Origin of the sequence: Amycolatopsis sp. NPDC049688, assembly GCF_040674975.1 — a bacterium.
Taxonomy (GTDB): Bacteria; Actinomycetota; Actinomycetes; order Mycobacteriales; family Pseudonocardiaceae; genus Amycolatopsis.
Genome location: NZ_JBFANY010000005.1, coordinates 346121 through 370824 on the forward strand (window position 1 = coordinate 346121; position 24704 = coordinate 370824).

General features: G+C 70.5%; 22 protein-coding genes. 15 read left to right on the forward strand and 7 right to left on the reverse strand.

The window, feature by feature from the left end; genetic code table 11:
* Positions 1-210: 210 nt before the first annotated feature.
* Positions 211-867: an isochorismatase family protein gene (locus AB0J55_RS20405; protein WP_364250358.1), complete on the reverse strand. Its 657-nt coding sequence runs from the start codon at positions 865-867 to the stop codon at positions 211-213.
* A complete protein-coding gene (locus AB0J55_RS20410) occupies positions 864-2099 on the reverse strand; it encodes a 3-deoxy-7-phosphoheptulonate synthase (RefSeq protein ID WP_364250361.1) in 1236 nt (411 codons plus the stop codon). The genes AB0J55_RS20405 and AB0J55_RS20410 overlap by 4 nt, the downstream gene beginning before the upstream one ends.
* A 116-nt stretch (positions 2100-2215) precedes the next feature.
* Between AB0J55_RS20410 and AB0J55_RS20415 the strand changes: the two genes are divergently transcribed.
* The 5 genes from AB0J55_RS20415 to AB0J55_RS20435 are packed head-to-tail and all read left to right on the forward strand — an operon-like array spanning position 2216 to position 8268.
* Positions 2216-4102 carry an anthranilate synthase family protein gene (locus AB0J55_RS20415; protein WP_364250364.1) on the forward strand — a complete coding sequence of 629 codons (1887 nt, stop codon included), beginning with the start codon at positions 2216-2218 and terminating at the stop codon, positions 4100-4102.
* Positions 4099-5430 (forward strand): peptide ligase PGM1-related protein, encoded by a 1332-nt coding sequence (locus tag AB0J55_RS20420; protein ID WP_364250367.1) that lies wholly within the window; start codon positions 4099-4101, stop codon positions 5428-5430. The genes AB0J55_RS20415 and AB0J55_RS20420 overlap by 4 nt, the downstream gene beginning before the upstream one ends.
* Positions 5427-6614 carry an MFS transporter gene (locus tag AB0J55_RS20425; RefSeq protein ID WP_364250370.1) on the forward strand — a complete coding sequence of 396 codons (1188 nt, stop codon included), beginning with the start codon at positions 5427-5429 and terminating at the stop codon, positions 6612-6614. The genes AB0J55_RS20420 and AB0J55_RS20425 overlap by 4 nt, the downstream gene beginning before the upstream one ends.
* 1 nt (position 6615) lies before the next feature.
* Positions 6616-7587 carry a glucosyl-3-phosphoglycerate synthase gene (locus AB0J55_RS20430; protein WP_364250373.1) on the forward strand — a complete coding sequence of 324 codons (972 nt, stop codon included), beginning with the start codon at positions 6616-6618 and terminating at the stop codon, positions 7585-7587.
* The gene (locus AB0J55_RS20435; protein WP_364250376.1) at positions 7588-8268 is read left to right on the forward strand and encodes a methyltransferase; all 681 of its coding nucleotides are present in this window, start codon (positions 7588-7590) and stop codon (positions 8266-8268) included. It begins immediately after the preceding gene.
* A gap of 70 nt (positions 8269-8338) precedes the next feature.
* Here the strand turns inward: AB0J55_RS20435 and AB0J55_RS20440 are convergent, their stop codons facing one another.
* Positions 8339-8560, reverse strand: a complete 222-nt coding sequence (locus tag AB0J55_RS20440; protein ID WP_364250379.1) for a helix-turn-helix transcriptional regulator — start codon at positions 8558-8560, stop codon at positions 8339-8341.
* A 207-nt stretch (positions 8561-8767) separates the two neighbouring features.
* Here AB0J55_RS20440 and AB0J55_RS20445 point away from each other — a divergent pair, with 207 nt between their 5' ends.
* On the forward strand, positions 8768-11590 hold the full coding sequence (locus AB0J55_RS20445; RefSeq protein WP_364250382.1) for a BTAD domain-containing putative transcriptional regulator: 2823 nt from the start codon (positions 8768-8770) through the stop codon (positions 11588-11590).
* On the opposite strand, the gene eno is transcribed toward AB0J55_RS20445, so the two are convergent.
* Positions 11585-12847 (reverse strand): phosphopyruvate hydratase, encoded by a 1263-nt coding sequence (gene eno / locus AB0J55_RS20450; RefSeq protein WP_364250385.1) that lies wholly within the window; start codon positions 12845-12847, stop codon positions 11585-11587. The genes AB0J55_RS20445 and eno overlap by 6 nt on opposite strands.
* Before the next feature lie 6 nt (positions 12848-12853).
* Positions 12854-14092, reverse strand: a complete 1239-nt coding sequence (locus AB0J55_RS20455; protein ID WP_364250388.1) for a hypothetical protein — start codon at positions 14090-14092, stop codon at positions 12854-12856.
* A 73-nt stretch (positions 14093-14165) separates the two neighbouring features.
* Here AB0J55_RS20455 and AB0J55_RS20460 point away from each other — a divergent pair, with 73 nt between their 5' ends.
* Together AB0J55_RS20460 and AB0J55_RS20465 are read left to right on the forward strand one after the other, a co-directional pair.
* Complete coding sequence (locus AB0J55_RS20460) at positions 14166-14648, forward strand: RpiB/LacA/LacB family sugar-phosphate isomerase (RefSeq protein WP_364250391.1); 483 nt, start codon at positions 14166-14168, stop codon at positions 14646-14648.
* 11 nt (positions 14649-14659) lie between these two features.
* A complete protein-coding gene (locus tag AB0J55_RS20465) occupies positions 14660-15631 on the forward strand; it encodes an LLM class F420-dependent oxidoreductase (protein WP_364250394.1) in 972 nt (323 codons plus the stop codon).
* On the opposite strand, the gene AB0J55_RS20470 is transcribed toward AB0J55_RS20465, so the two are convergent.
* Positions 15573-17225 (reverse strand): phosphodiester glycosidase family protein, encoded by a 1653-nt coding sequence (locus AB0J55_RS20470; RefSeq protein ID WP_364250397.1) that lies wholly within the window; start codon positions 17223-17225, stop codon positions 15573-15575. The genes AB0J55_RS20465 and AB0J55_RS20470 overlap by 59 nt on opposite strands.
* 288 nt (positions 17226-17513) lie before the next feature.
* On the opposite strand from AB0J55_RS20470, the gene AB0J55_RS20475 reads away from it, so the two are divergent.
* The 3 genes from AB0J55_RS20475 to AB0J55_RS20485 are packed head-to-tail and all read left to right on the forward strand — an operon-like array spanning position 17514 to position 19227.
* The gene (locus tag AB0J55_RS20475) at positions 17514-17840 is read left to right on the forward strand and encodes a PadR family transcriptional regulator (RefSeq protein WP_364250400.1); all 327 of its coding nucleotides are present in this window, start codon (positions 17514-17516) and stop codon (positions 17838-17840) included.
* Positions 17837-18595, forward strand: coding sequence for an HD domain-containing protein (locus tag AB0J55_RS20480; RefSeq protein ID WP_364250403.1), 759 nt, complete (start codon positions 17837-17839; stop codon positions 18593-18595). Before AB0J55_RS20475 ends, AB0J55_RS20480 begins: the two co-directional genes overlap by 4 nt.
* Positions 18592-19227 (forward strand): hypothetical protein, encoded by a 636-nt coding sequence (locus AB0J55_RS20485; protein ID WP_364250406.1) that lies wholly within the window; start codon positions 18592-18594, stop codon positions 19225-19227. Before AB0J55_RS20480 ends, AB0J55_RS20485 begins: the two co-directional genes overlap by 4 nt.
* Here the strand turns inward: AB0J55_RS20485 and AB0J55_RS20490 are convergent.
* Complete coding sequence (locus AB0J55_RS20490) at positions 19217-20116, reverse strand: helix-turn-helix transcriptional regulator (protein WP_364250409.1); 900 nt, start codon at positions 20114-20116, stop codon at positions 19217-19219. The two genes, AB0J55_RS20485 and AB0J55_RS20490, sit on opposite strands and share 11 nt — an antisense overlap.
* A 100-nt stretch (positions 20117-20216) precedes the next feature.
* Between AB0J55_RS20490 and AB0J55_RS20495 the strand changes: the two genes are divergently transcribed.
* The 4 genes from AB0J55_RS20495 to AB0J55_RS20510 all read left to right on the forward strand — a co-directional run bounded on the left by AB0J55_RS20495 (position 20217) and on the right by AB0J55_RS20510 (position 24692).
* Positions 20217-20975 carry an SDR family NAD(P)-dependent oxidoreductase gene (locus tag AB0J55_RS20495; RefSeq protein ID WP_364250412.1) on the forward strand — a complete coding sequence of 253 codons (759 nt, stop codon included), beginning with the start codon at positions 20217-20219 and terminating at the stop codon, positions 20973-20975.
* Positions 20976-21150: 175 nt separating this feature from the next.
* Positions 21151-22575, forward strand: coding sequence for a metallophosphoesterase family protein (locus AB0J55_RS20500; RefSeq protein WP_364250415.1), 1425 nt, complete (start codon positions 21151-21153; stop codon positions 22573-22575).
* A 107-nt stretch (positions 22576-22682) separates the two neighbouring features.
* Positions 22683-23459, forward strand: a complete 777-nt coding sequence (locus tag AB0J55_RS20505; RefSeq protein ID WP_364250418.1) for a helix-turn-helix transcriptional regulator — start codon at positions 22683-22685, stop codon at positions 23457-23459.
* Between the two features lie 78 nt (positions 23460-23537).
* Positions 23538-24692: a 4-hydroxybenzoate 3-monooxygenase gene (locus AB0J55_RS20510; protein ID WP_364250421.1), complete on the forward strand. Its 1155-nt coding sequence runs from the start codon at positions 23538-23540 to the stop codon at positions 24690-24692.
* The last annotated feature ends 12 nt before the right edge of the window (positions 24693-24704 follow it).

Sequence of the window (24704 nt, forward strand, 5' to 3'; positions counted from 1 at the left end):
TCGTGCGGTCTGCTGCGGCCTTGACATGCTGCGTGGCCTGCGGTAACTCGCGTACGGCTTCCCAGACGCGCCCGCACGCATCCGACGGCGTGCAAGTTTCCCTCGACCAGGGCGGAGCGCGCGGAGAAAGAGGGTGTGAAGTCGAAACAGCTTCCGTCGGCGGCGCGGGAGCCGAGGACACTGAAGCCGTTTCGAGCCGGCTCGATTCGTTCAGGTGGCACCGGACGTCGCCGCGCCGAGTGAGGTGGCCAGGTCCGCGGCCGTCAGCACCACCCCGCACCGCTCTGCAGCGTAGACCAGCGCCTGCCGGTGGAAGGCAGGGGTGAAATCCGCGACCGCGTCGGCGACTAGGAACGGTTGGATGTCGTTGGTGAAGGCGTCACAGGCGGTGAGCAGGCAACCGATGTGTGCGTATACCCCGCAAACGACGAGCTGGTCGCGTCCGCTGCGGTGGAGGAACTCGAGCAGGGGAGTGCGGTGGAACGCGCTGTAGCGCGTCTTGATGAAGACCTGGTCCTGCGGCGTCGGGCTGAGCTGACTGACGACACGCCGGTGCCGGGGTTCGCGCGACATGCCGGAACCCCAGAAGTCCTTCAGCAGACCCCGGTCGGCGTCGCTCATGCCGCCGGGCTGGACGCTGAACGACACGGGCATGCCGCGTTCGGTGCTCAGGTCCCGCAACATACGGATGTTCGAGAGCATGTCGGTCGTCGGGGAGTCGCTCGCCGGGAAGGGGTCGAGGAAGTACCGTTGGAGATCGTGGACCAGCAGCACCGCGCGGTCCGGGTCGACAGTCCACGTGACCTGGTTGTCCGGCAGTTCGCCGGCCAGGGGCATGGGGTACGGCGCGATCTCGGGAATGCTCATGGGTGACGCCTCCGTCCTCCGGTCGGCTGGTGGTGCGAACGGCCCCAGGCGTCCACGACGAGCATGGCTTGGTGTGGGTTGAGGCGGGGATCGCAGAAGCTCGTGTAGTCCCCGGCGCGGGGTGCCGTCGCCGGCCCGCCCGTGACGCACTCGCGGACGGCGTTCGGCGTGGTTTCCAGGTGAAGGCCACCGCGGACACCACCGCCGGAAGGTACGGCTTCCTGGAAGGCTCGTACCTCACGCGTGATGGTCGCCAGGAAGCGGGTCTTGCCACCGTCCGGTGTGGTGACCGTGTTCCCGTGCATCGGATCGCACAGCCAGATCGCGGGATGCCCCGCCGCCCGCACGCTGGACACGAGCCCGGGCAGCCGGTCGGACACCAGGTCCGCGCCCAGCCGGGCAATCAGCGTCAGCCGGCCCGGCTCGCGACCGGGATCGAGCCGCTCGCACAGGGCCACCAGCTCGGCGGAGGTCATGCTCGGGCCGACCTTGCACGCCACCGGGTTGCCCACTCCGGCCAGCAGAGCGACATGCGCACCGTCGAGCTGCCGGGTCCGGTCGCCGATCCACGGCCAGTGCGTCGAGCTGAGGAACAGGCGGTCGTCGTCGGTACGCCGGATCAGCGGCAACTCGTAGTCCAGCACGAGCGCCTCGTGGCTGGTCCACATCCGGGACGCGCGCACCTCGTCGTGCAAAAACCCCATCGCCGTCCTGCTCGCCCAGTAGCAGCTCAGCATGCGCATCGGATCCGGCTGTCTGCTGCGCCGGTCGGGGGCAGGCAGGTTGACCAGGTGGCCGCGAAACGCGGGCAGTTCCACGTCACCGCGGCGTTCGGCAGGCCGCGAGCGAGGTTTGGCGAACTGACCGGCGATCCGGCCGATCCGCAGGACCGGTTTGCCGGTGTGCAAGCGCATCGCGCCGGCCACCATGTCGAGCAACGCGACCTTTCGCCCGACCGACCGCGGCGTGCACTCCGCGGGGTCCTCCGCGCAGTCGCCGGCTTGGACGACCGTTGAGTGTCCGGTGTGGACACCGGCGAGGGCGGCGCGCAGCGCCCGCACTTCGTCCCACGGCACGAGACCGGGCAGGTGGGCGAGGTCGGACCGGACCTGCTCGGCCAGTTCCGCGTCCGCCCATTCGGGTTGCTGCAGAGCCGGCCTGGACCTGATGTCGTCCAGCTTGCCCGGATTCGGGAACGGAAAACCGACTTGATGTCGGGTCGAAATCGTCATAGCGGCTGTCCCGTCGGCTTCCTGCGTTTGCCGAAACGGTAACGAGCGCCCGGCCGGACGGCCAACCACTCGCACAGGTAGTTGCCGCACCCGACGCCGGGCTCCAGGCTTTCGGTGTGGACAAAAGCACCGTGAATCATCTGCTGCAGCAGAACGCGCCCTTCGCGCTGCTGCACCGGCCGGCCGTCGGCGGTGGCGAAGTCGAGTTCCTCTCGGGTGAGGTGGCCGAGTTCCGTTCTCTGCAGGACCTTCCGTCGGGGGGCCGGCGCTCGCGAGCAGGTCACGAGACGCTGGCGATGATCCCGTTCCGGCAGATCACCGAGCGCGGGTTCGCCTGCGTGGACGACGGTGCGCCGTTGCTCGCCATGCGGGTGCGTGAGCAGGGCAGGATGTCGCTCGAGGCCGTGGCCCGGTGGCTTCCCGACGAACCCTTGACCGTGACCGGCGGCCGCTTCGACCTGACCGACGACGAGTACGCGGACCTGGTCCGGACGGTTCTTCATCAGGAAATAGGAACCGGGCAGGGTGCGAACTTCGTGGTGCGGCGAACGTACACCGCGACCATTGCCGGCTTTTCCGCCCGGAAAGCGCTGGCGATCTTCCGGCGGCTGCTCACCCACGAGTTCGGTGCCTACTGGACGTTCCTTTTCCACACCGGATCACGGACATTCGTCGGAGCGACCCCGGAACGGCACGTCAGTGTCGACGGCGGAACGATGACGATGAGCCCGATCAGCGGAACGTACCGTTATCCGCCGACCGGACCGACCATTTCCGGTTTGCTCGGTTTCCTCGCCGACGAGAAGGAGATCGACGAGCTGTCCATGGTCGTCGACGAGGAGCTGAAGATGATGACCCGGCTCTGCGTCGACGGCGCCCGCGTCTCGGGCCCGTACCTGCGGGAGATGGCCCGGGTCGCACACACCGAATACCGGCTGCGCGGGCGGACGACCGGGGACCTGCGCCACATCCTCCGCGAGACGATGTTCGCGCCGACCGTCACCGGCAGCCCGCTCGAGAACGCCTGCCAGGTCCTGTCCCGCCACGAACGGACCGGCCGCGGCTACTACAGCGGGGTGGTGGCCCTGCTGGGCACCGACACAGCCGGCAGGCCGGTGCTCGACTCGTCGATCGTCATCCGCACCGCCGAGATCGCGCCCACCGGCCGGTTCCGGATCGGCGTCGGAGCGACGCTGGTCCGGCACTCGTGCCCGCGGAGCGAGGCCGCGGAGACGCGGGCGAAAGCCGCCGGACTGCTGCACGCGATGATGACCGGGGGGAGGGAGGCCCCAGGGCCTGGTCCGGCCGGACTCGCCGAGCTGAGTCCGGCCGTGCACCAGGCCCTGGGTGCGCGCACACCCGATCTGGCGCCGTTCTGGCTGGATCCGGCCGGTGGCCGGCGGACCGGCGACCTCGCCGGCCGCACGGCGGTCGTGGTCGACGCCGAGGACACCTTCACGGCGATGCTCGCCCACCAGCTGCGGACACTCGGCCTCGCGGTCACGACCCGGCCCTACGACGACGTCGGTGACACCGACGGCTTCGACCTCGTGGTCGTGGGGCCCGGTCCCGGCGACCCGCGGCACCTCCACCAGCGCAGACAGGCTGCGTTGCGCGCCATCACCGAGCGGCTGCTCGACAGCGGCCGTCCGTTCGTCTCGATCTGCCTCGGACACCAGATCCTGTGCGGGGTGCTCGGCTTCCCGGTCGTGCCGAAACGACCACCCGCCCAGGGCCGCCGGATCGGGATCGACCTGTTCGGCCGGCACACGATGGCCGGGTTCTACAACACATTCGTCGCGCTCGTGGACCACGTGCCCGCCGTACCGGTCAGCGTGTGCGCGGACGCCGCCACCGGCGAGATACACGCACTGCGCGGCGAACGCTTCCGCAGTACGCAGTTCCACCCCGAATCCGTGCTCACCACCGACGGCGTGGACATCCTCGCCGACATGGTGGCGCCGCTGCTGCACGCGACAACCGCAAGGGGAGCAACCCGATGAGCAAACTGATCGTCAGCAACCAGCGGTCCGAGGACATGATGGGCGACCCGGAGTCCATCTCGCCCCGGTACAGCCGGTACGTGGGCAACCAGGCGGTCCGGATGGCGTGGTGCCTCGCCCCGGGAGACATCCTGGTCCTGCCGATCGCGCCGTGCGAGGCGCAGCTCCGCTACGTCCTGGACTTCATGGAGGTGGACCCGGCGACGGTGTACGTGGTCGTCCCGCCGCCCGGCCGGTTCGGCGACGGCACCCTCAGCCGGGACCGCCTCGGCCACCCGGAGTTCCTGGCCCGCACCCGTGAGCTGGTGGCGGCGACCCGGGTCGACAGCGTCGTCCCGTTCCACTTCGACGAGGCCGTCATCAAGCTGGCCCGCGACCTCGGGATCGGCGCGGCCACACCGGGCATCGGGTTCCTGGGCCAGGGTGGGGGCAAGCTGCTGAACAGCAAGGCGGCGTTCCGGGCCATCGCCTCCGGGATCGGGGTACCGGTCCCGGACGGGATCGTGACCGAGCACCGGGCGGACGCGGAGAGCTACGTCCGGGAGATGCTTTCCGCCGGCCGGCCGGTGATCGTCAAGCAGGACTTCCAGAAGGACAACGAAGGACACGTGATCCTCAGCCCGGCCGCCGGTGTGCCGCCGCTCGGTGCGCGCCGGGTCGAGCTGCTCGCGGACCACGCCGCGGTGTCGGCCCACTTCGGCGTCAACTGGGCGCGGTACTCGGACTGCGGCCGGCAGCGGGTGGTGATCGAGCACTACCTCGTCGAGTCGACGTCCGTCTACGTCGAACTGCTCGTGACCGATGCCGGCACCCGGCTGGTCGGACACGGGCAGCTGCGTCTCGAACCGGTCCTCAACGGGCTCGTCATACCCGTGCCGACCGCGGCGCAGCCCGCGTTCACCGCGTTCCTCGCGCACGCGGAACGGCTGTGCGAGGCGGTCCGGGGGATGGGATACCGCGGGACGATGAGCGTCGACGGCGTGGTCGCACCGAGCGGGGACATCCTGGTCAACGAGTTCAACTGCCGGACGAACGGTTCCACGCACATCCACCTGATCGGCGAACAGGTCGTCGGTGCCGGGTACCTCGACGACCGTGTGGTCGTCGAGCTGCGCCAGTGCTCCTTCGCCTCGTTCGAGGACGCGCTGCGCAGTCTCACCGAGCGCGGCCTGGCGTACGACCGCACGACCCGGCGCGGCGTGATCATCTCGGTCCACGACAACACCCCGGAAGGCGGGTCCGGGGAGCTGCTGCTCGTGGCCGAGGACGGCCCCGATGCGGAGAAGCTGGAGGCCGAGGTCACCGAGCTGTTCGGCGCGCACCGGTGAGCGGGCCGGGCTACCGGCGGCTGCTCGGCCGGCGGTTCTTCCTGTGGGTGCTGGTGGCCACGGCCGGGAAGGTGCCGATCGCGATGGCGTCGATCGGCATGGTGTTCCTCGTGCGCGAACTGCCGGGTGGGTACACCCTGGGCGCCTCCCTCGCCGCCACCTACGTCCTGGGCGAGGTCGTGGGCGCACCGGTGCTGGGCCTGTGGCTGACACCCGAGACGATGCGCCGGCACCTCGCACTGGGCATGCTGGTCGGCGCGGCCGCGTTCGGCGGGCTGGTGCTGGCCCGTTCCGCGTCGCCGGCGCTGCTGCTGGTCTGCGCCTTCTTCGCCGGGGCGGGGCCCGCGGCGAGCCCGGGCGGGTTGCGCACGCTCCTGACGAGCGCGGTGCCGGATCGGGACGCGGCACCGGCTCTGAGCGTCGAAGCAGCCCTCACCCAGGCGATCTGGGCTGCCGCACCCGGCTTGGTCGTGCTCATGGCCCTGCGGGTCGGTCCGGGCGCACCGCTGCTCGTCGCTGCCGGCTGCGCCGTGGCCGCGGCGGTGTTGCTACTCCGGATGCCGCCCGGGACGCCTCGGGAGCAGGATGACCGGCCCGCGGCTCCGGTGTTGCGCTCGCTGGCCGCGGCGTGGCCGATCTACGTCACGAGCGCCGCGTCCATGGCGCTGCTCGCGTCCGCCGAACTCGCACTGCCTGCGCTGCTGGAGTACCGGCAGCTGGCCGTGGGCTGGGCGGGACCGTTGCTCATGACGTTCTCGATCGTGACCGCGGCCGGCTCGCTCTGCTACGGGTTGCGCACCTGGCCGGGCAGCCCGGCGAGGCAGACGCTGACGATGCTCGTCGTCACGTCCGTCGCCGTCCTCTCCGTCGCTGTCCTGCCCGGTCTGCCGGGTATCTGGCTCGGCCTGCTGTGCGCGGGCCTGCTTCAGGCGGGGACCATGGTCGCGCGCAACCTCTGGCTCCGGGAACGGCTGCCCGGCCGGATGCACACGGCCGGCTACTCGATCGGCTACGCCGTCCAGGGGGCCGGCTACAGCGTTACGGCGACCGCGGTCGGGCTCGTGCTCGGCGCCTCGACGCCGCCGGCGGCGGTGTTGTGCTGCGTGGCCATCGCGCTGCTGTTGATCGCGGCGAGCGCGGTCGCCTCGTCCCGGGCGAACTCCGGGGTCCGGGTGGAGGCCTGACGTGCGCGCGGACGTGCGGAACTGGTTCCACCGGCGTACCTACCGGCCGCGGTGGAGCCCGGCGGCGCTGGCGGCCCGCAAGGAAGACCTGACCATCAGCGTGGTGCTCCCGGCGCTGAACGAACAAGAGACCGTCGGTGCCATCGTCACCACCTTGAGGGACGCGGTCGTCGAGGAGGTTCCGCTGGTCGACGAGCTCGTGGTCGTCGACACGGGATCGGCCGACGACACGGTCGCGGTGGCCACGGAGGCCGGCGCACGGGTCGTGTCCGCCTGCGGGATCCTGCCCGAGCTGGGGCACCGGCCGGGCAAGGGGGAGGCGTTGTGGAAGTCGCAGTTCGTGACCTCGGGTGACATCGTCGTCTTCCTCGACTCCGATCTGATCGGCGTGGGACCGCACTACGTCACCGGGCTCGTGGGTCCGCTGCTGGACGACCCGGCGGTGTCCTTCGTGAAGGCTTTCTTCGATCGCCCCGTGAACGGCGAGGGCAGTACGCAGGTCGGCGGTGGCCGGGTCACCGAACTGGTCGCGCGTCCGTTGCTCAACCTGTATTGGCCCGAACTGTCCGGGGTGATCCAGCCGCTGTCCGGACAGTGCGCCGGCCGCCGCTCGACACTCGAGCGGCTGCCGTTCGCCGGTGGCTACGGCGTGGAGATCGCCATGCTCCTGGACACGTTCCACCTGGTCGGCCTCGACGGAATCGCCCAGGTCGACCTGGGGCACCTGGAGCAGTCATCCCACCAGTCCGTGGGGGACCTGGGGTTCATGGCCGCCACGATCATGCACACGGCGCTGCGCCGGTCGCCGGTGCGTGAGCTCGTGCCGTCCCCTGCGGACCTCACCCAGTTCTCCCGGCTCGACGGCCGGCAGGAAGAGCTCGTCCGGCCGGTACCCACGGCGGAGCGCCCGCCCGCGCGCTCGGTCGTGGCCCACCACCGCCGGATGGCATCGGCAGGAACGGAGGTTCAGTGAATGAACACGAATCGTCTCGACGTCGGCAACGCCCTCACCACCCGGCACGGTGCCGAGGCCGCCCGGTCGTCGGAGTTCGAGCTGCTCGGCCGGGCTTGGACATTGCTGCCGGGCGTGTTCGCGCCGACGCTGACGATGTCGACCGCGCTGTTCACCGAGTGGCTGCCCTACCCGGTGAACGGCAGTTTCCTGGAGGTCGGGACCGGCGCCGGGGTGACCGCGGTGTCGGCGGCGCTGCGTGGCTGCGCCAGTGTCACCGCGGCGGACATCTCGGCCGCGGCGGCGGACAACGCCAGGGTCAACGCGGAACGGCACGGCGTGAGCGACCGGGTCCGCGTGCTGCGGACCGACCTGTTCGACGCCATCGAGCCCGGCACGCGGTACGACGTGATCTTCTGGAACTCGAACGTGATCAACGCGCCGGACGAGTTCGCCTACACCGACGACTTGCAGTGGGCGTTCTTCGACAGGCACTACGACACCCATCGCAGGTACCTCGCGCAGGCGGGGCGGTTCCTCAATCCGGGCGGCCGGTTGTTCCTCGGCTTCAACAGCCTCGGCGACTGGGTGACGTTGACGGAACTCGCCCGTGAGGCCGGCTTCGAGGTGCGGACGGAACGGACGACCCAGGGCCAGGTCGGCGATTTCCCGGTGGAGATCAGTCTGCTCGAGTTCGGGTAGCCCCTTTGTGTTCCGGCGTGAGCTGCCATCGCCCGTTGGGCGATGGCAGCTCACGCACGTGTGGCCGCGGCTACCGGGGCAGCCGCCGGTGCACGTAGGCGGCAAGTTCGACCCGTGAGCGGACGTCGAGCTTGCGGAAGATGTTGCGCAGGTGGAAGTTCACGGTGTGCGGCGAGCGGTGCAGCCGCGTGGCCACCTGCTGGTTGGTGAGACCTTCGCTCACCAGTGCCGCCACGTCCCGTTCGGGTGGCGTGAGCTGCTTGTGTTCCTGCCTCGTGTCCGAGGTGTCCATCCCCCTCGACCCCTTCCTGTCGTCGGGAACCCGGGGATCCCCTGGATCGCCACGGCGGATGCCGGGGTGCCGATCGGCCCCGGGTGCGTTGCCCATGGGGTGACTCTGCGTCGTCAGTCCGGGGCGGATCTGCGGAAAACCTTGAACGGCGGCGCCGAAGCCGCTTCAGTGGGGAGGAGGGCGACGCGTAGGGGGACTGTCATGGGTGTGCGGTTCGCACTCCTCGGTGCGGTGGAAGCACGGGTCGGCGGCCGGTTGGTGGAGCTCGGGCATGCGCGTCAGCAGTGCGTGCTCGCTGTTCTGTTGGTGGAGGCCAATCGGCCCGTCTCGATCGACCAGCTCACGGAGCGTGTCTGGGGCGGTCGTCCACCCGCCCGCGCCCGCGACACCCTCTACGGGTACGTCTCCCACCTGCGCCGGGTGTGCGCCGAGCTCGACGGTGTCGTCATCCGACGGCGATCGGGTGGCTACGTCATCGACGTCGATCCGGCCGCGGTGGATCTGCACCGGTTCCGCGAGCTGGTGTCCCAGGCTCGGGCCGCCGAGGACGGAGAGCGGGCGCACGAGCTGTTCGACGAGGCGCTCGGGCTCTGGCGCGGCGAGCCGTTCGCGAACCTGGACACCTACTGGCTCAACGGCGTCCGCGACGCGGCGCTGGGCGAACGGCGGTCGGCCGAGCTGGACTTCTACGACTTGGAGCTGCGCCAAGGCCACCACGCGGAGTTGCTGCCGACGTTGTCCACGCAGGCGCGGGAGTACCCGCTGGACGAACGCGTGGCCGGACAGCTGATGCTCGCCCTGTACCGGTGCGGCCGCCACGCCGAGGCGCTCGACCACTACCGGAAGCTGCGCGCGCACCTGGTCCGCGACCTCGGTGCCGAACCCGGTCCCGAGCTGCGTGAGCTGCAGGGGCGGATCCTCCGCAACGACGCCGGCCTGGTGGCCGCCGGCGACCGTGCCGTGGCCGCCAAACCCGCCGCGGGCTTCCCGGCGCCCAGGCAGTTGCCGCCGGGCACCAGGCATTTCATCGGCCGGTCCGCCGATCTCGAGCGGTTGAACAGCGTGCTGCGGGGGCGGGCGGAACCGGTCCAGACAGTGGTCATCACGGCCATCGACGGTGTCGGCGGCGTCGGCAAGACCGCGCTGGCGCTGCATTGGGCCGCCCAGCTGCGCACCGAGTTCCCTGACGGGATCCTGCACGTCAACCTGCGCGGCTACGACCCGGACAGCCGGCCGCTCGACCCGGCCGAGGTTCTGGAGAACTTCCTGCGGGCACTCAACGTGCCGCCGGAGAGGATCCCGCCGGGGGTGGACGCCCAGGCCGGGCTCTACCGTTCGCTCCTCGACGGTCGTCGGGTCCTCGTCGTCCTGGACAACGCGAAGTCGGCTGACCAGGTGGCCCCCCTCCTGCCCGGGTCGCCGAGCTGCCTGGTGCTCATCACCAGCCGCAACCGGATGAGCAAGCTGGCGATCCGGGAAGGGATCCACCGGGTCACCCTCGACGTGCTGCCGGAGGCCGACGCACTGGCGCTGCTCGGGCACATCGTCGGAACCGGCGCCGTCGAGGCTGATCCGGAGGCCGCCGCCGACGTGGTGCGGTTCTGCGGTCGCCTGCCTCTGGCGCTGCGGATCGTCGCGGAAAGCATGTGCACCCGCTCCAGCGCGGCGCTCGCGGACCTGGCGGCGGAGCTGGCTGCCGAGAAGTCCCGGCTGGATCTGCTGGACACCGGCGACGACGAGTCGACGGCGGTGCGCACGGTGTTTTCCTGGTCGTACCGCGTGCTGTCGCCGGAGGCGGCCAGGGTGTTCCGGTTGCTCGGCCTGCACGCGGGCGGCACCGTCAGCCTGCCGGCGGCGGCGGCGATGACCGGACTTCCCGAGGGGCAGGTGGGCCGCATCGTCAGAACGCTGGCGAATGTCCACCTCATCGAGGAGACCACCCCGGGCAGGTACGAGTTCCACGACCTTCTCCGGTTGTACGCTTACGAACGCGCGTTCGAGGAGGAGACCGAGGAGGACCGGGCAGCGGCCGTCCGCCGCATGTTGACCTGGTACAAGCTGTCCGCGGCCGCGGCGGACCGGCTTCTGATCCCCCAGCGCCTCAGCGTGGTGGGAGGGAGCAGCCCGGACGTGCAGCCGCTCGGCTTCACCGGGTACGACCAGGCGCTCGAATGGTGCGAGAGGGAACGGGCCAACCTGGTCGCCGCGACCCGGCAGGCCTTCGACTGGCACGAGTACGAGACCGCGTGGCAGGTGCCCGCCGCGATGTGGAACTTCTTCTACCTGCGCAAACATTGGGCCGACCAGCTCGCGGTGTACACAACCGGCCTCGAGGCCGCATGCCGGTCGCAGGACGTCCTGGGTCAGGGGTGGTGCCTGGGCAGTCTCGGGTACGCGTACTGGGACTTCGGCTCGCACGAGCGGGCGATGGGGTACTTCGAGCGGGCCCTGGTCACGTGCGACCTGATCGGGCAGCGGATAAGCGAGGAAATCGCCGAGTTCGGCCGGTGCATCGTCCGGATGGGCATCGGTCTCGTCCGCGCCAGCCAGGGGAGGTTCGGCGAGGCGGTCGAACAACACCAGGTCGCCCTCGCGATCGCGCTGAAGACCGGCGACCGGTGGACGGAGGGTGCCGTTCTCGGCGGGCTGGGCGAAGCGTTCGCCGGCCTGCGGCGGTACGAGCAGGCGGTGAGCTGGTACGAACGCGCGCTCGACGTGCGACGCCAGATCGACGACCGGTGGGGCCAGGCGTGGATGCTGCACGACCTCGGCGAGGTCAACTGCGTGCTGGAGCACTTCGACGCCGCGATGGAGTACTACCAGACGGCACTGGAGCTGCGCCGGGCGATCGGTGACCGCCAGGGCGAGGCGAGAACGTGGGACAGCATGGGGGACACGGCTCGCCAGGCGGGTTCGCTCGCCACCGCCAGGGACCACTGGAACCGCGCGTTGGCCATCTTCGACGATCTCGACGACCCCCAGGCCGGCGAGGTCGGCCGGAAGATCGACGAGCTGGGCACCGCGCTATAGCGGTGGTCCCACCGGCAGGTCGCCGGACCGCCTCTCGATCTCGATGAGGCGGTTGTACTTCGCCACGCGCTCGCCGCCGGCCGGCGCGCCGGCCTTGATCTGCCCGACGCCGGTCGCCACCGCGAGGTCCGCGATGAAGGTGTCACCCGTCTCGCCGGAACGGTGCGAGATCATCGCCGTCCACCCGGCCGCTCCCGCAGCGGCGATCGCCTCGAGCGTCTCGGTGACCGTGCCGGCCTGGTTGGGTTTGATCAGCGCGGCGTTGCCCAGCCCCGCCCCGGCGGCGTCCCGGATGTTCGCGGTCCGGGTGCCGAGTGCGGCGTCCGCCACGAGCTGCAGGCGATCGCCCAGCCGTGACCGCAGCAGCGCCCAGCCGTCGCGGTCCTGGGTGGCCACCGCGTCCTCGACGCTGAACACGAAGTACGTCCCGGTCATCTGTTCGTACCGGTCGACGAGGCCGGTCGTGCTCACCACGGGGCCGCCGAGGTCGTACCCGCCGTCGACGACGAGGCTGTCCGCTTCGGCGTCGATCGCGAGACCTATCTGGCTACCGGGGGTGTAACCGGCGTCGACCGTGGCCTCCAGGATCAACCGCAGCGCCTCCTCCGGTTCGACGATGTCCGGGGCGAACCCGCCTTCGTAGCCGAGGTTGATGTTCCCGTGGCCGCGCAGCACATTGCGCCGGAGCCTCGCGTAGATCTCGGCACACCACCGGACCCCTTCGCCGAAGCTGGGTGCGCCGGTGGGTGCGATCATGAACTCCAGCATCCGCAGCCGGTTCGTCGCGTGGGCACCACCGTTGACCACGTTGAAGAACGGCAGCGGAAGCCGTTCGGCCGTGCCCGCGCAGCTGCTCAGCAACCGGTGCAGGGGCACACCGCGGTGCGCGGCGAGCGCCACGGCCGTCGCCTGCGACACGCCCAGGGTGGCGTTCGCTCCGAGCCGGGACTTGTCGGCTGTGCCGTCGAGATTCGTCAGCGCGCGATCCAGATCGGTCAGCTCGGCGAACTGCCGGCCGACGACGGCGTCCCGTACCTCGGTCTCGATGGTGTGGCAGACGCCGAGCACGCCCTGGCCGCCGAATCGGTGCGGGTCGCCGTCGCGCCGCTCCACGCAGCCGTGTTTCCCCGGTGATCCGCCGGACGGAACCTGGGTCATCCCTGTTGCGCCGCCGCGGAAGGTGACGGACACCGCGACTGTGGGCCGGCCACGGCTTTCCAGGATCTCCCACGCGAAAAGGTCGTCGATGACGAACACCGGGCCTCACACGCCGTGTCGTTGGCCGTCGAACTTCGCCAGCCGCCCCGCGGCCGCCAGGAGCTGGGGCATGAGCTCGTACGCGGGGAAGCGGCCGAGCGATCCCCGCCGGCACGACACCTCGTCGAACGCGGCGATACCGTCAGCCGGCGCGGTTCCGCCGTGCACGAGTACCGGCACGGGGTGCCAGCTGTGCGCCGACAGCTGGGCGGGCGTGGCGTGGTCACCGGTCACCGCGAGAACCTCGGCGCCGCTCGCGCGGATCGCCGGGACCAGGGCGTCGACGGCTTCGATGGCGGACTGCTTGGCCCCGAAGTCACCGTCCTCCCCGGCCAGATCCGGCGTTTCCACGTGCACGTAGACGAATTCCACGCCGTCACGCAAGAGTTCCGGCAATGTCTGCACGGCCGCCGCGAGGTCGCGCACGTGGTGGGTCTCGAAGCCGAGGAGGCGGGCGATTCCCTGGTACATCGGGTAAGTGGCCAACGCCGCGGCCCGTACCTGGTAACGCTGTGGGAAGGGAGGTAGTTCGCGGCGGGTGTCGAAACCGCGCAGCAGCAGGAAGTTCCCCGACTGCCGGTGGGCCAGCACTTTGCGGCAGCGCGCCAGCACGGTGTCGACCGTCTCAGCCGTACGGACAGCCGCTTCGGACAACGGTGCCGGGGCGAGGGGCGGGACGCCGGTCCGTTGTGGATCCGTGTCGGCGACGTCGGCGTTCAGGCCCGCACCACGCAGCAGCAGGAGGGCACGGTGACCCATCTCCACCACGAGCCGGACCTCGACGTCGCCGAAGGACTGTTCGTTGACCAGATCGCAGACCGTGGCCGCCTCTTCGCCGGACATCCGGCCGGCCCGGCGATCGGCGATGTCACCGTTCTCGGACAGCGTGCAGATGTTCGCCCGGGCCACCACGTCGCCTTCGACGAGTTCCACGCCAAGGCCGGCGGCCGTGAACGTGCCCCGGCCGACGCGGTAACGCAGCGGGTCGTACCCGAACAATCCGAGGTGGCCCGCGCCCGATCCCGGGGTGATCCCCCGGCGCACCGGGTCGTGCAACCCGAGTGCGCCGGTTGCGGCGAGCTCGTCCAGGTTCGGCGTGCGGGCCGTGGCCAGCTCGGAAGCCCGTTGCGCGGTCCGGTATCCGCCGAGTCCGTCCAGCACCAGCAGGACGATCGTCCGCCCCTGACGGCCGGCCAGCGCCGTCACCGTCGCCTCGAAGGCAGTCGTGGAGCCAGCGGATACCATGGCGAATCCGTCCTGTTGTCACGTGGTAGCGGGGAGTAACATTGAAACAGCAGGTGAGCGGAGGAGGCAAGGATTGACATCGACGGGAAGCGCGATCGGCATCGGCGCCGACGAGTGGGGGATTCCCTTGAAGAACCACATCGACGACCTCCTGCTGCGCCGTGGTTACCACGTTCTCGACTACAGCGGCTCCCCGGTCCGCGACTACCCGGAGGTGGCGTCGGACGCGGCCGAGGCGATCAGCCGGGGTGAGTGCAGCCGGGCGATCCTCTTCTGCGGGACTGGGCTCGGCATGGCCATCGTGGCCAACAAGTTCTTCGGTGTCCGAGCGGTGACCGCGCACGACACGCTGTCGGCCGAACGAGCCCGCACCTCGAACGACGCCCAGATCCTCACCATGGGCGCGATGGTGATCGGGCCGTCCGCCGCGGAGACGGTCGTGGAGCGGTGGCTCGCCGCGGAGTTCGGCGGCGGCCGGTCCCTTCGCAAGGTGGAGCGGGTGAACCAGATCGACGCGAGGAACCGGTTGCCGCCACAGCGGGCGGCCGGACGTTAGGGGAGCGTGCGGTGTCACCTGGGCAGCCGGCGAACGCGGCGCTCGACCGCCTCGGCGAGGTGGGTGTCTGGACTCGGCAGTTCAACTTCTTCCCGACCTCGCGGGTCCGGCGCACGGTTCGGGATCTCGAGGCACTTGGTTACGGTGCGGTGTGGGTGGGGGAGACGGTCTACCGGGAGCCATTGACCCATTCGGCGGTTCTCCTCGGCGCGACCGACCGGATGGTGGTGGCCACCGGAGTCGCCGCCATCTGGGCGCGGGACCCGTTCGCCGCGACGGCCGCCGCGTTGACGCTCGCCGAAGCGTACCCGGACCGATTCGTGCTCGGGATCGGCGTCAGCCACGCGTCGCTCGTCGAGGACGTCCGGGGAACGCATTACCGGCGGCCGTTGGCGACGATGCGGGACTATCTCGACGGGATGGACCGGGCGGCCACCGCGTACAGGGCCGTGGCCCCGCCGTCGGCCCCGCGCCTTCTGGCCGCACTCGGGCCGCGCATGCTCGAACTCGCCGCGACGAGGGCACAGGGGGCGCTCACCTACCTCGTCCCGCCCGAACACACGCGCCGGGCGCGGGAAGTCCTCGGGCCCGATGCCGTCTTGTGCGTGGAACAGGCGTTGCTGCTGGACGGGACACCGTCGACAGCACGTGCCGTGGCGAGGAAACACCTGCACCGCTACCTGGCCATGCCCAGCTACGTCGCCAACTGGCGACGGCTCGGCTTCACCGAGGAGGACATCGCGGGTGGTGGCAGCGACCGCCTGGTCGACGCGCTCGTGTCCTGGGGCGATCCGGCTGCGGCGATCACGCGCGTACGCGAACACCTCGACGCCGGGGCCGACCACGTCTGCGTCCAGCTCTACCATGCAGATCTCGAACACCTGCCCGAGAACGGCTGGCGGCAGGTGGCCGAGACGTGGGGCCTCATTCCGGGTGGAGCAACCACATCCCGGGCAGAAGCCGTTCCACCGCGATCCGGCTGATGTCGAACCGGTCGGACGGCTTGCTGACCAGCCCGCCCTTCCACGCGATCGCGGCCGACCCGCCACCGTCCATCGCGATCGCCTCGATACAGCCCAGAGCCAGGAGACGATCCCGCAGCTCGATGGGACTGGCCCCCTGGCTGTCCCGCCCTTCGCGATAGGTGCGCACCTCGCACCCCTCGGCGTGGAGGACGTACATCCTCCCGTCACCGGTCAAACCGATCGCGAGGTGGGCGTGGTTCTCCTCCACGACGTACCGGTCGGGCAGGAACACGGGCGGAATGGTGCAGTCCTCGCTGCCGTGCTCGTGGCCGGCGAAGTCGAGACCGGCCAGCTCGGTCAGGGGGTCGCACGGCCGGCCGTTCCGCACCAGCGGCACCCAGCCCTGGGTACCGTGCACCGGCCGCCCGGCATCGGGTCCACAGTCGACGTGGTGCTCGACGACCCGGTCGCCACCCCGGATCGCCGCGACAACAGTTGCCGCGTAACGCTTCCGCAGCCCGATCACGGCCGCGTTCATGGGAATGCGGGTGCCGCCGCCCTCCTTCAGTCCCACGACGGCCTCGCCCACCACGACGAAGTCCGCCCTGTCTTCGTCGTGTGGCGTGGCGAACGTACCCGCCGCCCGTGCTGCCGGTGTCCACACCGAACACTCCGCGCCGGTTTCCGCAGGGTTGACGGCCATGGGCACCGTACCCGGCAGCCGGACGGATCGGCCGGCCACCACCACTCCGCCCGGGAGGGTGGCGGACCAGTTCTCGGGACCGATCGTGCGGATCAGCGCACGGCGCGGGCCGCCGCCGTAGAGGAGGTCGTCGTTCTCGTTGCCGTAGGTCTCCCTGGTGACGAGAAAGGCCGGACGCCGGTAGATCGGCGGGTTCACCACCACCTCGTCGGTGATCACGAGGCCGATCGGATCCATCGCGAACGAGAACGGATCCGAGACGAACTCCTCCTCCACGATGACGAAATAGCTGCCGTTGAAACCGGCCGCGGCGGTCACCGCCTCGCGCGACAGCAACGTGCTCACGGGGTTGATCGGGACGACCAGGTCGACGGGCTGCCGAGCCGTCTTGGGGCCCAGGCGCAGGTCGCTCTTGCCGGCCGGGTAGTACACGAGCCGGCCGTCCCGGTCCAGCCTCTCCAGGCACGCCAGTGTCGCGTCCTGATCGTCGATAACGGCATCCGGGCACAACGTGACCCGCCCATCCGGCTCCACGACGAGAACACGGCGTTCGGCGGCGGTCTTGAGCAGCTGGTAGTCCGCCCGGTCGCGGTCGACGACAACGGTCCCGTGCCACCGAATCTCCTGCGCGGCATCCTCCCGGCCGCGGCCCCCGACGAACAACAACACGGACCGGTGCGCCGGCGCCTGCCGTCCGAAGACCGAGTAGTACTGCGCGTGGCGCAGAAGGTCGTCGGTGTAGGGCTGGGGGCGAGCCTGCCGGTAGCTGAGCGCATGTGCTGGTGCGGACGACACCTGATCGGCGAGGTCGATCTCCAGGCAGACGACACGAGTGAGGGCCTGGCCAGCTCGTGGCCACGACTCGCGCCACAGTCGAAGTGTCATGTTGTCCCCCTCGGTCATGTCCATCTGGTAACTGCACGATAGCCATCAGTGCTCGGGCAGCGGCCGGGCGTACGACGGCAGGTGGTCTTGATGGCGCGTCGTCGAGGTATGGCCGAGACCTCGCACGCGACCTGTGTGCAGGGCCGGGTCCTGGGGCGCCGGGATCCGGCTGGAGTTCAGTCGTCCGCGGTCCGTCCGGCTGGCTGGGTGAGCGCAGCACGGTGATCGGCATCTCGACCGACTGCCACGAACCGGGGGCAACCGGGCGTCAAGCGCTCGACAGCCTAGGTCTACCTATGTAGAGTACGACATATGGCAGGCCCCCGGATGACGCTGCAGACCCAGCTGGTGCTTCGTGCCCTGCTGCAGCGGCCCACACGGGAGCAGTACGGCCTGGAGCTGTGCGCGGAGACCGGCCTGCCCAGCGGCACCATCTATCCGATCGTGGCCCGGCTCGAGAACTTCGGGTGGCTCGAAAGCCGCTGGGAGGACCCGAACGAGCACATCACCGAAGGGCGGCCGCGGCGCCGGTACTACCGGCTGACCGACGACGGGGCGGAGCAGGCTCGGGTCGCGCTCGCCCGGGTGCACCGGCCGACGCGGATGCGCGGGTTCGGCCTGGCCGGGGAGCCGGCATGACCACCCTTCCGCCGCAGGTCGCCGAGATCGCCGGCCGGTACCCGGAACCCGGGGCCCGGCTGGTGGAACGGGCCTATGTGTTCGCCGCGTTCTGGCACCGGGGCCAGACCCGGCGCAGCGGTGACCCCTACATCTCCCACCCGGTCGAGGTCGGCGCCACGCTGGCCGGGCTGGGGCTCGACGCCCCCATGGTGTGCGCGGGCCTGCTGCACGACGTCGGCGAGGACACCGATTGCCCGCCGGGCCTGTTGCGCGCCGAATTCGGCGACGAAGTCGCGGCGCTGGTCGAGGGGCTGCTCGTGCTGGAACGGGACGGTGGTTCGCTGGAATCCGCCGGACGCCGGGTGCTGATCCTCAAGCTCGCCGACCGGCTGCACAACATGCGGACCATCCGGTTCGTGCCCCGGGCCAAGCAGGAACGGAAATCGCGGGAAACCCTGGATGTCCTGGTGCCGCTGGCCGGCCGGCTCGGCCTCGACACCGTGAAAGAGCAGCTGGAAGCGCTTTCCCTGGCGACGCTCTACCCGGATCGGTTCACCATCCACAATGGATCTGTCCGCGGCCTGCGCGTCTCGCGAAGGGTGTTGACCATCTCGGCCGTGCTGCTGCCCGCCGAGGCCCGCGCCCGCTGGCTGGAGGAATGGACCGCCGAGTTGCACGCGCTGCCCGGCCGCCGCGCCCGGGCCCGGTTCACCGTGCAGCTGCTGGCCGGCATGGCGCGGCTCGCGGTCGTGCTGCGGCAGGCCGGGCCATGAGAAGGCCGCCGCGGCACGAGCCGTGCCACCGGGCGATCATGGCCGTCGACGTCGAGGCCTCCACGACCCGGCGCAACCCGGACAAGATCACGCTCCGCGCGGCGCTCTACGAGATGTTCGAAGCGGCCCTGCACACGGGCGGCATCACCCGGCGGCGCCGTGACCCGCTCGTCAACTGCGGTGACGGGATCCTCACGCTGATCCGCCCCAGCGACCGTGTTCCGAAAACGCTGTTGCTCAACCGGGTGATTCCCACGCTCGACCGGATGCTGGCCGAACACAACGCGCACCACCCGGGCCAGTGCCTGCGCCTGCGCGCGGCCGTGCACGCCGGCGAGGTCCACTACGACAGCCACGGCTGTTTCGGCGAGGCCGTGGACCTCACCTTCCGGCTCTTGGACTCGCCCGAGCTGAAGACGGCGCTCAGCCGGTCGAGCACCCCGTTGACGCTGGTCGTCTCCGACAGCATCTACCAGTCGATCGTCCGCCACGGCTACGACCGCATCGAACAGCACCACTTCCGGCAGCTGGTGCACGTGACGATCGCCGACCGGCGTCACCACGGCTGGATCCATGTCCTGCGCGATGACGACGGCAAGCCGCTACCGCGGCCGACGCCGGTCAACCGGTGAGGCCGGGACCTGGCTCCGCCTTCTGAGCGTGCGCGGCGGGTCCTGGAACCGGGTCGTCGAACCGCTCGTTGCCCAGCACGGCCAGCAACTGCAGCTTCTCGAACGCCTCCGTGCGCGGGGGCGCGGTGAGCACCAGCAGCGCCTGGGATTGGTCCTCGGTGAACAGCGCCTGGCAGTCCACCTCGATGTCGCCGAGCTGCGGGTGCACGAGCACCTTGTGGTCCTCGAACCGTTTCGCGACCTCGTGGCGTTCCCACAACTGCGCGAACTCCTCGCTTTCGCGGGTGAGGGCCCGCACCAGGTCGCCGGCCCGGGAACGCGGGCCCATCGAGCCGTGGGCGGCGCGCAGGCTCGCGACCAGGGCGCGGCTCTGGCGGTCCCGGTCGTGCTCCGGGTAGATGAGCCGTTCGCGGGGATCGGTGAACCAGCGGTAGATCTCGCTGCGCGCGAGCCCGGTGTACTCGGCCGGGCCGCCGTAGAGGGCCTCGGCGAGGCGGTTGCGCACGAGGACCTCTCCGAGGTTGGACAGGATGAGCGCGGGGGTGTCCGAAAGCCGGTCCAGCACCCTCAGCAGCGCCGGGGCCACGTGCGCGGCCGTGGCGGCCGGTGAGGGGGCCGTGCGGCCGGCCACCTGGAACAGGTAGTCGTGCTCGTCGTTGTTCAACCTCAAGGCGCGGGCCAGCGCGGTCAGCATCTGCTCGCTGGGCTGGGGGCCGCGGCGCTGCTCGAGGCGGGTGTAGTAGTCGGTCGACATCGCCGCCAGCGACGCGACCTCCTCCCGGCGCAACCCGGCCGTGCGGCGGCGCGTGCCCGGCAGGAGGCCGACGTCCTCGGGGCGCAGCTGCTCCCGGCGTCGCCGCAGGAAGGCCGCCAGTTCCGCTCGGTCCATACCTCCCAGTATCGCGGCCGGCGCGGGCGCAACCAGGGATCGCCGATCCCCCGATGGACGGTCTCTGCCGCCGCCCGCCCGGCCCGGTGAGACTCGGGGCATGGACAACACCGGAAACACCCTCTTCATCCCCGGCGCCACGAGCGGCATCGGCCTGGCGCTCGCCCTCGCGTGGGCAGACCGCGGCAACACCGTGATCGTCGGCGGCCGCCGCACCGAGCTGCTGGAGCGCATCGCCGCCGAGCACCCCGGCATCGACACCGTCCGGATCGACACCACCGATCCGGTGAGCATCCAGGCCGCGGCGAAGGAGGTGCTCGCCCGCCACCCCGGCCTGAACGTGCTGGTGACCATGGCCGGCGTCATGCGCGTCGAGGACTGGCACCAGCCGGAAACCTTCCTCGAGTCGGCCGAGAACGTCGTGACGACGAACGTGCTCGGACCGATCCGCCTGATCGCGGCGTTCGTCGAGCACCTGCGGACCCGGCCGGACGCCACGATCATGACCGTCTCCTCGGGACTGGCGTTCGCCCCGCTGCGGGCGACCCCCAGCTACAACGCCTCGAAGGCGGCGATCCACCTGCTCAGCGAGTCCCTGCGGCTGCAGCTGGCCGACACGCCGGTGAAGGTCGTGGAGCTGGTGCCGCCGTCGGTGCAGACCGACCTGCTGCCGGGCCAGGCCGACAACGAGCACGCGATGCCGCTCGGCGAGTTCGTCACCGAGGTGATGGACATCCTCCGGACCCAGCCGGAAGCGAAGGAGATCCTCGTGGAGCGGGTGAAGTTCCTCCGCTACGGCGAAGTCCGCGGCGACTACGACCAGGTGGTCGCGACGCTCAACGGCACCGACCCGCACTAATCCGTTTTGTCCCCGAAGGGGGGGTAACGGACACAACGCCGGGAAGCGCGAGTTCGTTCGGAAGCCGTTCCTCACCACCGCCGGTGCCGCGCTCGCCGGCACCGCCGAGGCCGACCCGGCGGCCGAGCTCGCCACCACCTCGGGTGACCCGGCCAAGAGCCCGGCGGTCGCCGGGTTGCACCTGCAGTTCGGCGCCGACGCGGCCGCCGAGGTGGTGGTGTCGTGGCACGCCCTTCAGCCGGCACGCAGTGCCCGGGTGCTGCTCGGCCGGGCTGACGGCCGGTACGAGCGCAGCGCCCCGGCGAAGACCGTCAGCTACACCGACGCGAAGTCCGGCCAGGTCGTCTACGCGTTCCACGCGTCGCTTCGCGGGCTTCAGCCGGACACCGAGTACCTCTACGCGGCGCTGCACGACGGCGCCGAGCCGGTGCTCGCGACGTTCCGCACCGCGCCGCGTGGCCGCGGGAAGTTCACGTTCACCAGCTTCGGTGACCAGGGCACGCCGACGCTCGGCAAGCGCTACGTGCCACCGGCCGGCGTGACGCTGCCGAACCCGCCGCTGGTCAACGACAACCTCGGTTCGCCGGCCGCGGGCGACACCACCGCCGGGGTCGAACGGGTGCGGCCGCTGTTCCACCTGTTCAACGGGGATCTCTGCTACGCCAACCTGGCCACCGACCGGGTCCGGACCTGGTGGGACTTCTGGACCAACAACAGCCGCAGCGCGCGCAACCGGCCGTGGATGCCGGCCGCCGGCAACCACGAGAACGAGCTGGGCAACGGCCCGATCGGCTACGCGGCCTACCAGACGTACTTCTCGGTGCCACCGGCGGCCGGGCAGACGGCGGCCACCCGCGGGCTCTGGTACTCGTTCACCGTCGGCTCGGTGCGGGTGATCAGCCTCGCCAACGACGACATCTGCTACCAGGACGGCGGGAACTCCTACGTCCGCGGCTACTCGAACGGCGCGCAGAAGGCGTGGCTGGAGCGCGAGCTGGCGGCGGCGCGGGCCGACCGCGGCGTCGACTGGGTGGTCGTCTGCATGCACCAGGTGGCGATCAGCACCGCCGACCAGTTCAACGGCGCCGATCTCGGCGTCCGCGAGGAGTGGGTGCCGCTGTTCGACCGCTACGGCGTCGACCTGGTCGTCTGCGGCCACGAGCACCACTACGAGCGGTCCCACCCGATCCGCGGCGCGGCGGCGAACCCGACGCGCACCCCGGTGCCGGCCTCGACCCGCACCGACGTCGTCGACACGACGAAGGGCACCGTCCACATGGTCCTCGGCGGCGGCGGCACGTCGGCGCCGTCGAACCAGCTCTTCTTCACCCCGCCGCGCTGCCGGGTGATCACCGAGGTCGGCGACCCGGACCCGAAGACCGGCAAGCGCCCGCCGGTGTACGTCACCGAGGACGCTCCCTGGTCGGCGGTCCGCGACGCGGCCAACTCCTACGGCTTCGCGGCCTTCACCGTCGACCCCGGGACGCGACGCGGCGGGGTCACCACGATGGAGGTGACCTACTACGACGTCGTCGGCACCGACGGCGCTCTGCGGCCCTTCGAGACCTTCACCCTCCAGCGCCCTCGTTCGGACGTCTGACCTGGGTTGTGACGGGCAGCAGTTCGTAGCCGACGGTGGACACCGTTCCGTCCGGCGCGGGGCCGTGCCGATTCCCGCATGCCCTACCACCGGTAAACTGATGTCCGATGCAGAAAACCCGCCACTCTTCCGCCCTGCCCGGCGAGCGGACGCCGCAGGGCGCAGGCTGGCTCCCGCACGGTTATCACCTGGAAAGCCACTCCCACCGCGACGGGCAGCTGGTGTACGCGGCAGCCGGAGCCTTCGCCACCACGACCGAGTACGGGACCTGGATCGCGCCCGCCGACCGGATCACCTGGACACCGCCGGGTTTCGAGCACTCGCACCGCTTCTACGGCCGGACCGACGCCCGCATCCTCGCCGTCCCCGCCGAGGAGTGCGGCGACCTGGCCGAGCACCCCTGCGTGTTCGCGGTGTCGCCCCTGTTGCGTGAGGGCATCCTGGCGCTGACCGGCGACCGGGCGAAATCCGCCGACGCCGACCGGCGGCTGCGTGCGGTGGTGCTCGACGAACTCGGCGAGATTCCCGAGCGGTCCTTCCACCTGCCCGCGCCGCGCGACGATCGGCTGCGCGCCGCGACCGATCTCCTGCACGCCGATCCCGGCCGGAACACGACCCTGGCCGGACTGGGGCGGGCCGTCGGGACGAGTGAACGCACCCTCAGCCGCCTGTTCCGGACCGACCTCGGCATGAGCTTCCACCGCTGGCGCACCATCCTGCGCCTCCACCACGCCGTCATCCGGCTCACCGACGGCGACTCCGTCACCGACACCGCGATCAGCTGCGGGTGGTCGACCCCCTCGACCTTCATCGAAGCGTTCACCGCCGTCGTCGGGCAAACCCCCGGGCGCTACCAGGCCGGCCTGCGGGACCGCGGCGCCTAGGAAATGTTGGCGGGTTTCCGTTATCGCGCGTCGGGTTATCGGTGGACGGCAATCTCCGGCCCGGCCACAGTGGTGATCATGACTCGAACAGAAGAAAACACCACTGCGGTCATCGTGGGCGGCGGAGTCGCCGGACTCGCCCTCGGTACCTTCCTGCTGCGCAGCGGAATCCGGTGCGTCATCTTGGAAAAGCACAGCCGTGAGTACGTCGAGAACCGGCAGCGGGCCGGGGCGCTCGACGCCCGCGGCGTGCGCATGCTGCACGAATGGGGAACAGGAGAGGTGGTCGAGGGGCCCGGTCACGATTCGGCCGACGCCGCGATGCCGCTGATCGTCGACGGCGAGAGGCGCGAATGGAAGATGGACGACTACGAGGACGCCGCGGGCGCTTTCGTCCCGCAACAGATCCTGGTCCGCAACCTCATCCGGCTGTTCCTGCGCGACGGTGGCGACCTCCGCTTCGAGGCCGAAGACATCTCACTGGCCGGTCTCGACACCGAGCATCCCCAGGTGCGCTACCGGGACGCCGCCGGCGCGACCACGGTGATCGGCTGCGACTTCGTCGCCGGCAGCGACGGCTACCAGGGTGTCAGCAGGACAGCCATCCCCGACGGCTTCCTCACCGGCCACACCCACGAGTTCGGCTACGCCTGGCTGACCGTCATGACGGAGGTGCCCGCCGATCCACCGGCCGTGATGGCGGTGCATTCCCGCGGCTTCGCCGCCCAGATCACCCGCGGCCCGAACGCGAGCCGTGTCTACCTGCAGTGCCCGGTCACCGACTCCGTCGAGGACTGGCCGGACGAACGCGTCTGGAGCGAGCTCGGAACGCGGTTCGGCGGACCTGGGCCGAGGGGCCCGATCGTCAGCAAGCAGGTCGTGCCGCTGCGCGGTGTGGTGTTCAGCCCGATGAGCTACGGCCGGCTTCACCTCCTCGGGGACGCGGCGCACCTGATTTCCCCGATGAGTGCGGAGGGGATGAGCCTCGCATTGCACGACGCCGAGAAACTCGCCCAGGCGATCATCCACCAGGTCGGAAAAGGCGACGGGAACCTGCTGGAGAGCTACTCGGACACCTGCCTGGCCCACACCTGGGAACGACAGGCGGCCGCGGTCTCGATGACCGACACGATGCACGACTCCGGTGACTCCACCTACCGCGGGGAATTCCTCAAGCACGTCGCGCGAGCGAACCTGGAAAACCTCCTCCGGCCACGCCTGCCGAGGAATTGACCCGGCCGGATT

What these genes read in the sequence shown, in the direction of transcription:
- AB0J55_RS20490 (WP_364250409.1), bottom strand. Translation starts at nt 20,116, where the DNA reads ATGGACCGAGCGGAACTGGCGGCCTTCCTGCGGCGACGCCGGGAGCAG.
- AB0J55_RS20435 (WP_364250376.1), top strand. Translation starts at nt 7,588, where the DNA reads ATGAACACGAATCGTCTCGACGTCGGCAACGCCCTCACCACCCGGCAC.
- AB0J55_RS20485 (WP_364250406.1), top strand. Translation starts at nt 18,592, where the DNA reads ATGAGAAGGCCGCCGCGGCACGAGCCGTGCCACCGGGCGATCATGGCC.
- AB0J55_RS20510 (WP_364250421.1), top strand. Translation starts at nt 23,538, where the DNA reads ATGACTCGAACAGAAGAAAACACCACTGCGGTCATCGTGGGCGGCGGA.
- AB0J55_RS20455 (WP_364250388.1), bottom strand. Translation starts at nt 14,092, where the DNA reads ATGGTATCCGCTGGCTCCACGACTGCCTTCGAGGCGACGGTGACGGCG.
- AB0J55_RS20420 (WP_364250367.1), top strand. Translation starts at nt 4,099, where the DNA reads ATGAGCAAACTGATCGTCAGCAACCAGCGGTCCGAGGACATGATGGGC.
- AB0J55_RS20480 (WP_364250403.1), top strand. Translation starts at nt 17,837, where the DNA reads ATGACCACCCTTCCGCCGCAGGTCGCCGAGATCGCCGGCCGGTACCCG.
- AB0J55_RS20505 (WP_364250418.1), top strand. Translation starts at nt 22,683, where the DNA reads ATGCAGAAAACCCGCCACTCTTCCGCCCTGCCCGGCGAGCGGACGCCG.
- AB0J55_RS20405 (WP_364250358.1), bottom strand. Translation starts at nt 867, where the DNA reads ATGAGCATTCCCGAGATCGCGCCGTACCCCATGCCCCTGGCCGGCGAA.
- AB0J55_RS20470 (WP_364250397.1), bottom strand. Translation starts at nt 17,225, where the DNA reads ATGGACATGACCGAGGGGGACAACATGACACTTCGACTGTGGCGCGAG.
- AB0J55_RS20440 (WP_364250379.1), bottom strand. Translation starts at nt 8,560, where the DNA reads ATGGACACCTCGGACACGAGGCAGGAACACAAGCAGCTCACGCCACCC.
- AB0J55_RS20410 (WP_364250361.1), bottom strand. Translation starts at nt 2,099, where the DNA reads ATGACGATTTCGACCCGACATCAAGTCGGTTTTCCGTTCCCGAATCCG.
- AB0J55_RS20475 (WP_364250400.1), top strand. Translation starts at nt 17,514, where the DNA reads ATGGCAGGCCCCCGGATGACGCTGCAGACCCAGCTGGTGCTTCGTGCC.
- AB0J55_RS20495 (WP_364250412.1), top strand. Translation starts at nt 20,217, where the DNA reads ATGGACAACACCGGAAACACCCTCTTCATCCCCGGCGCCACGAGCGGC.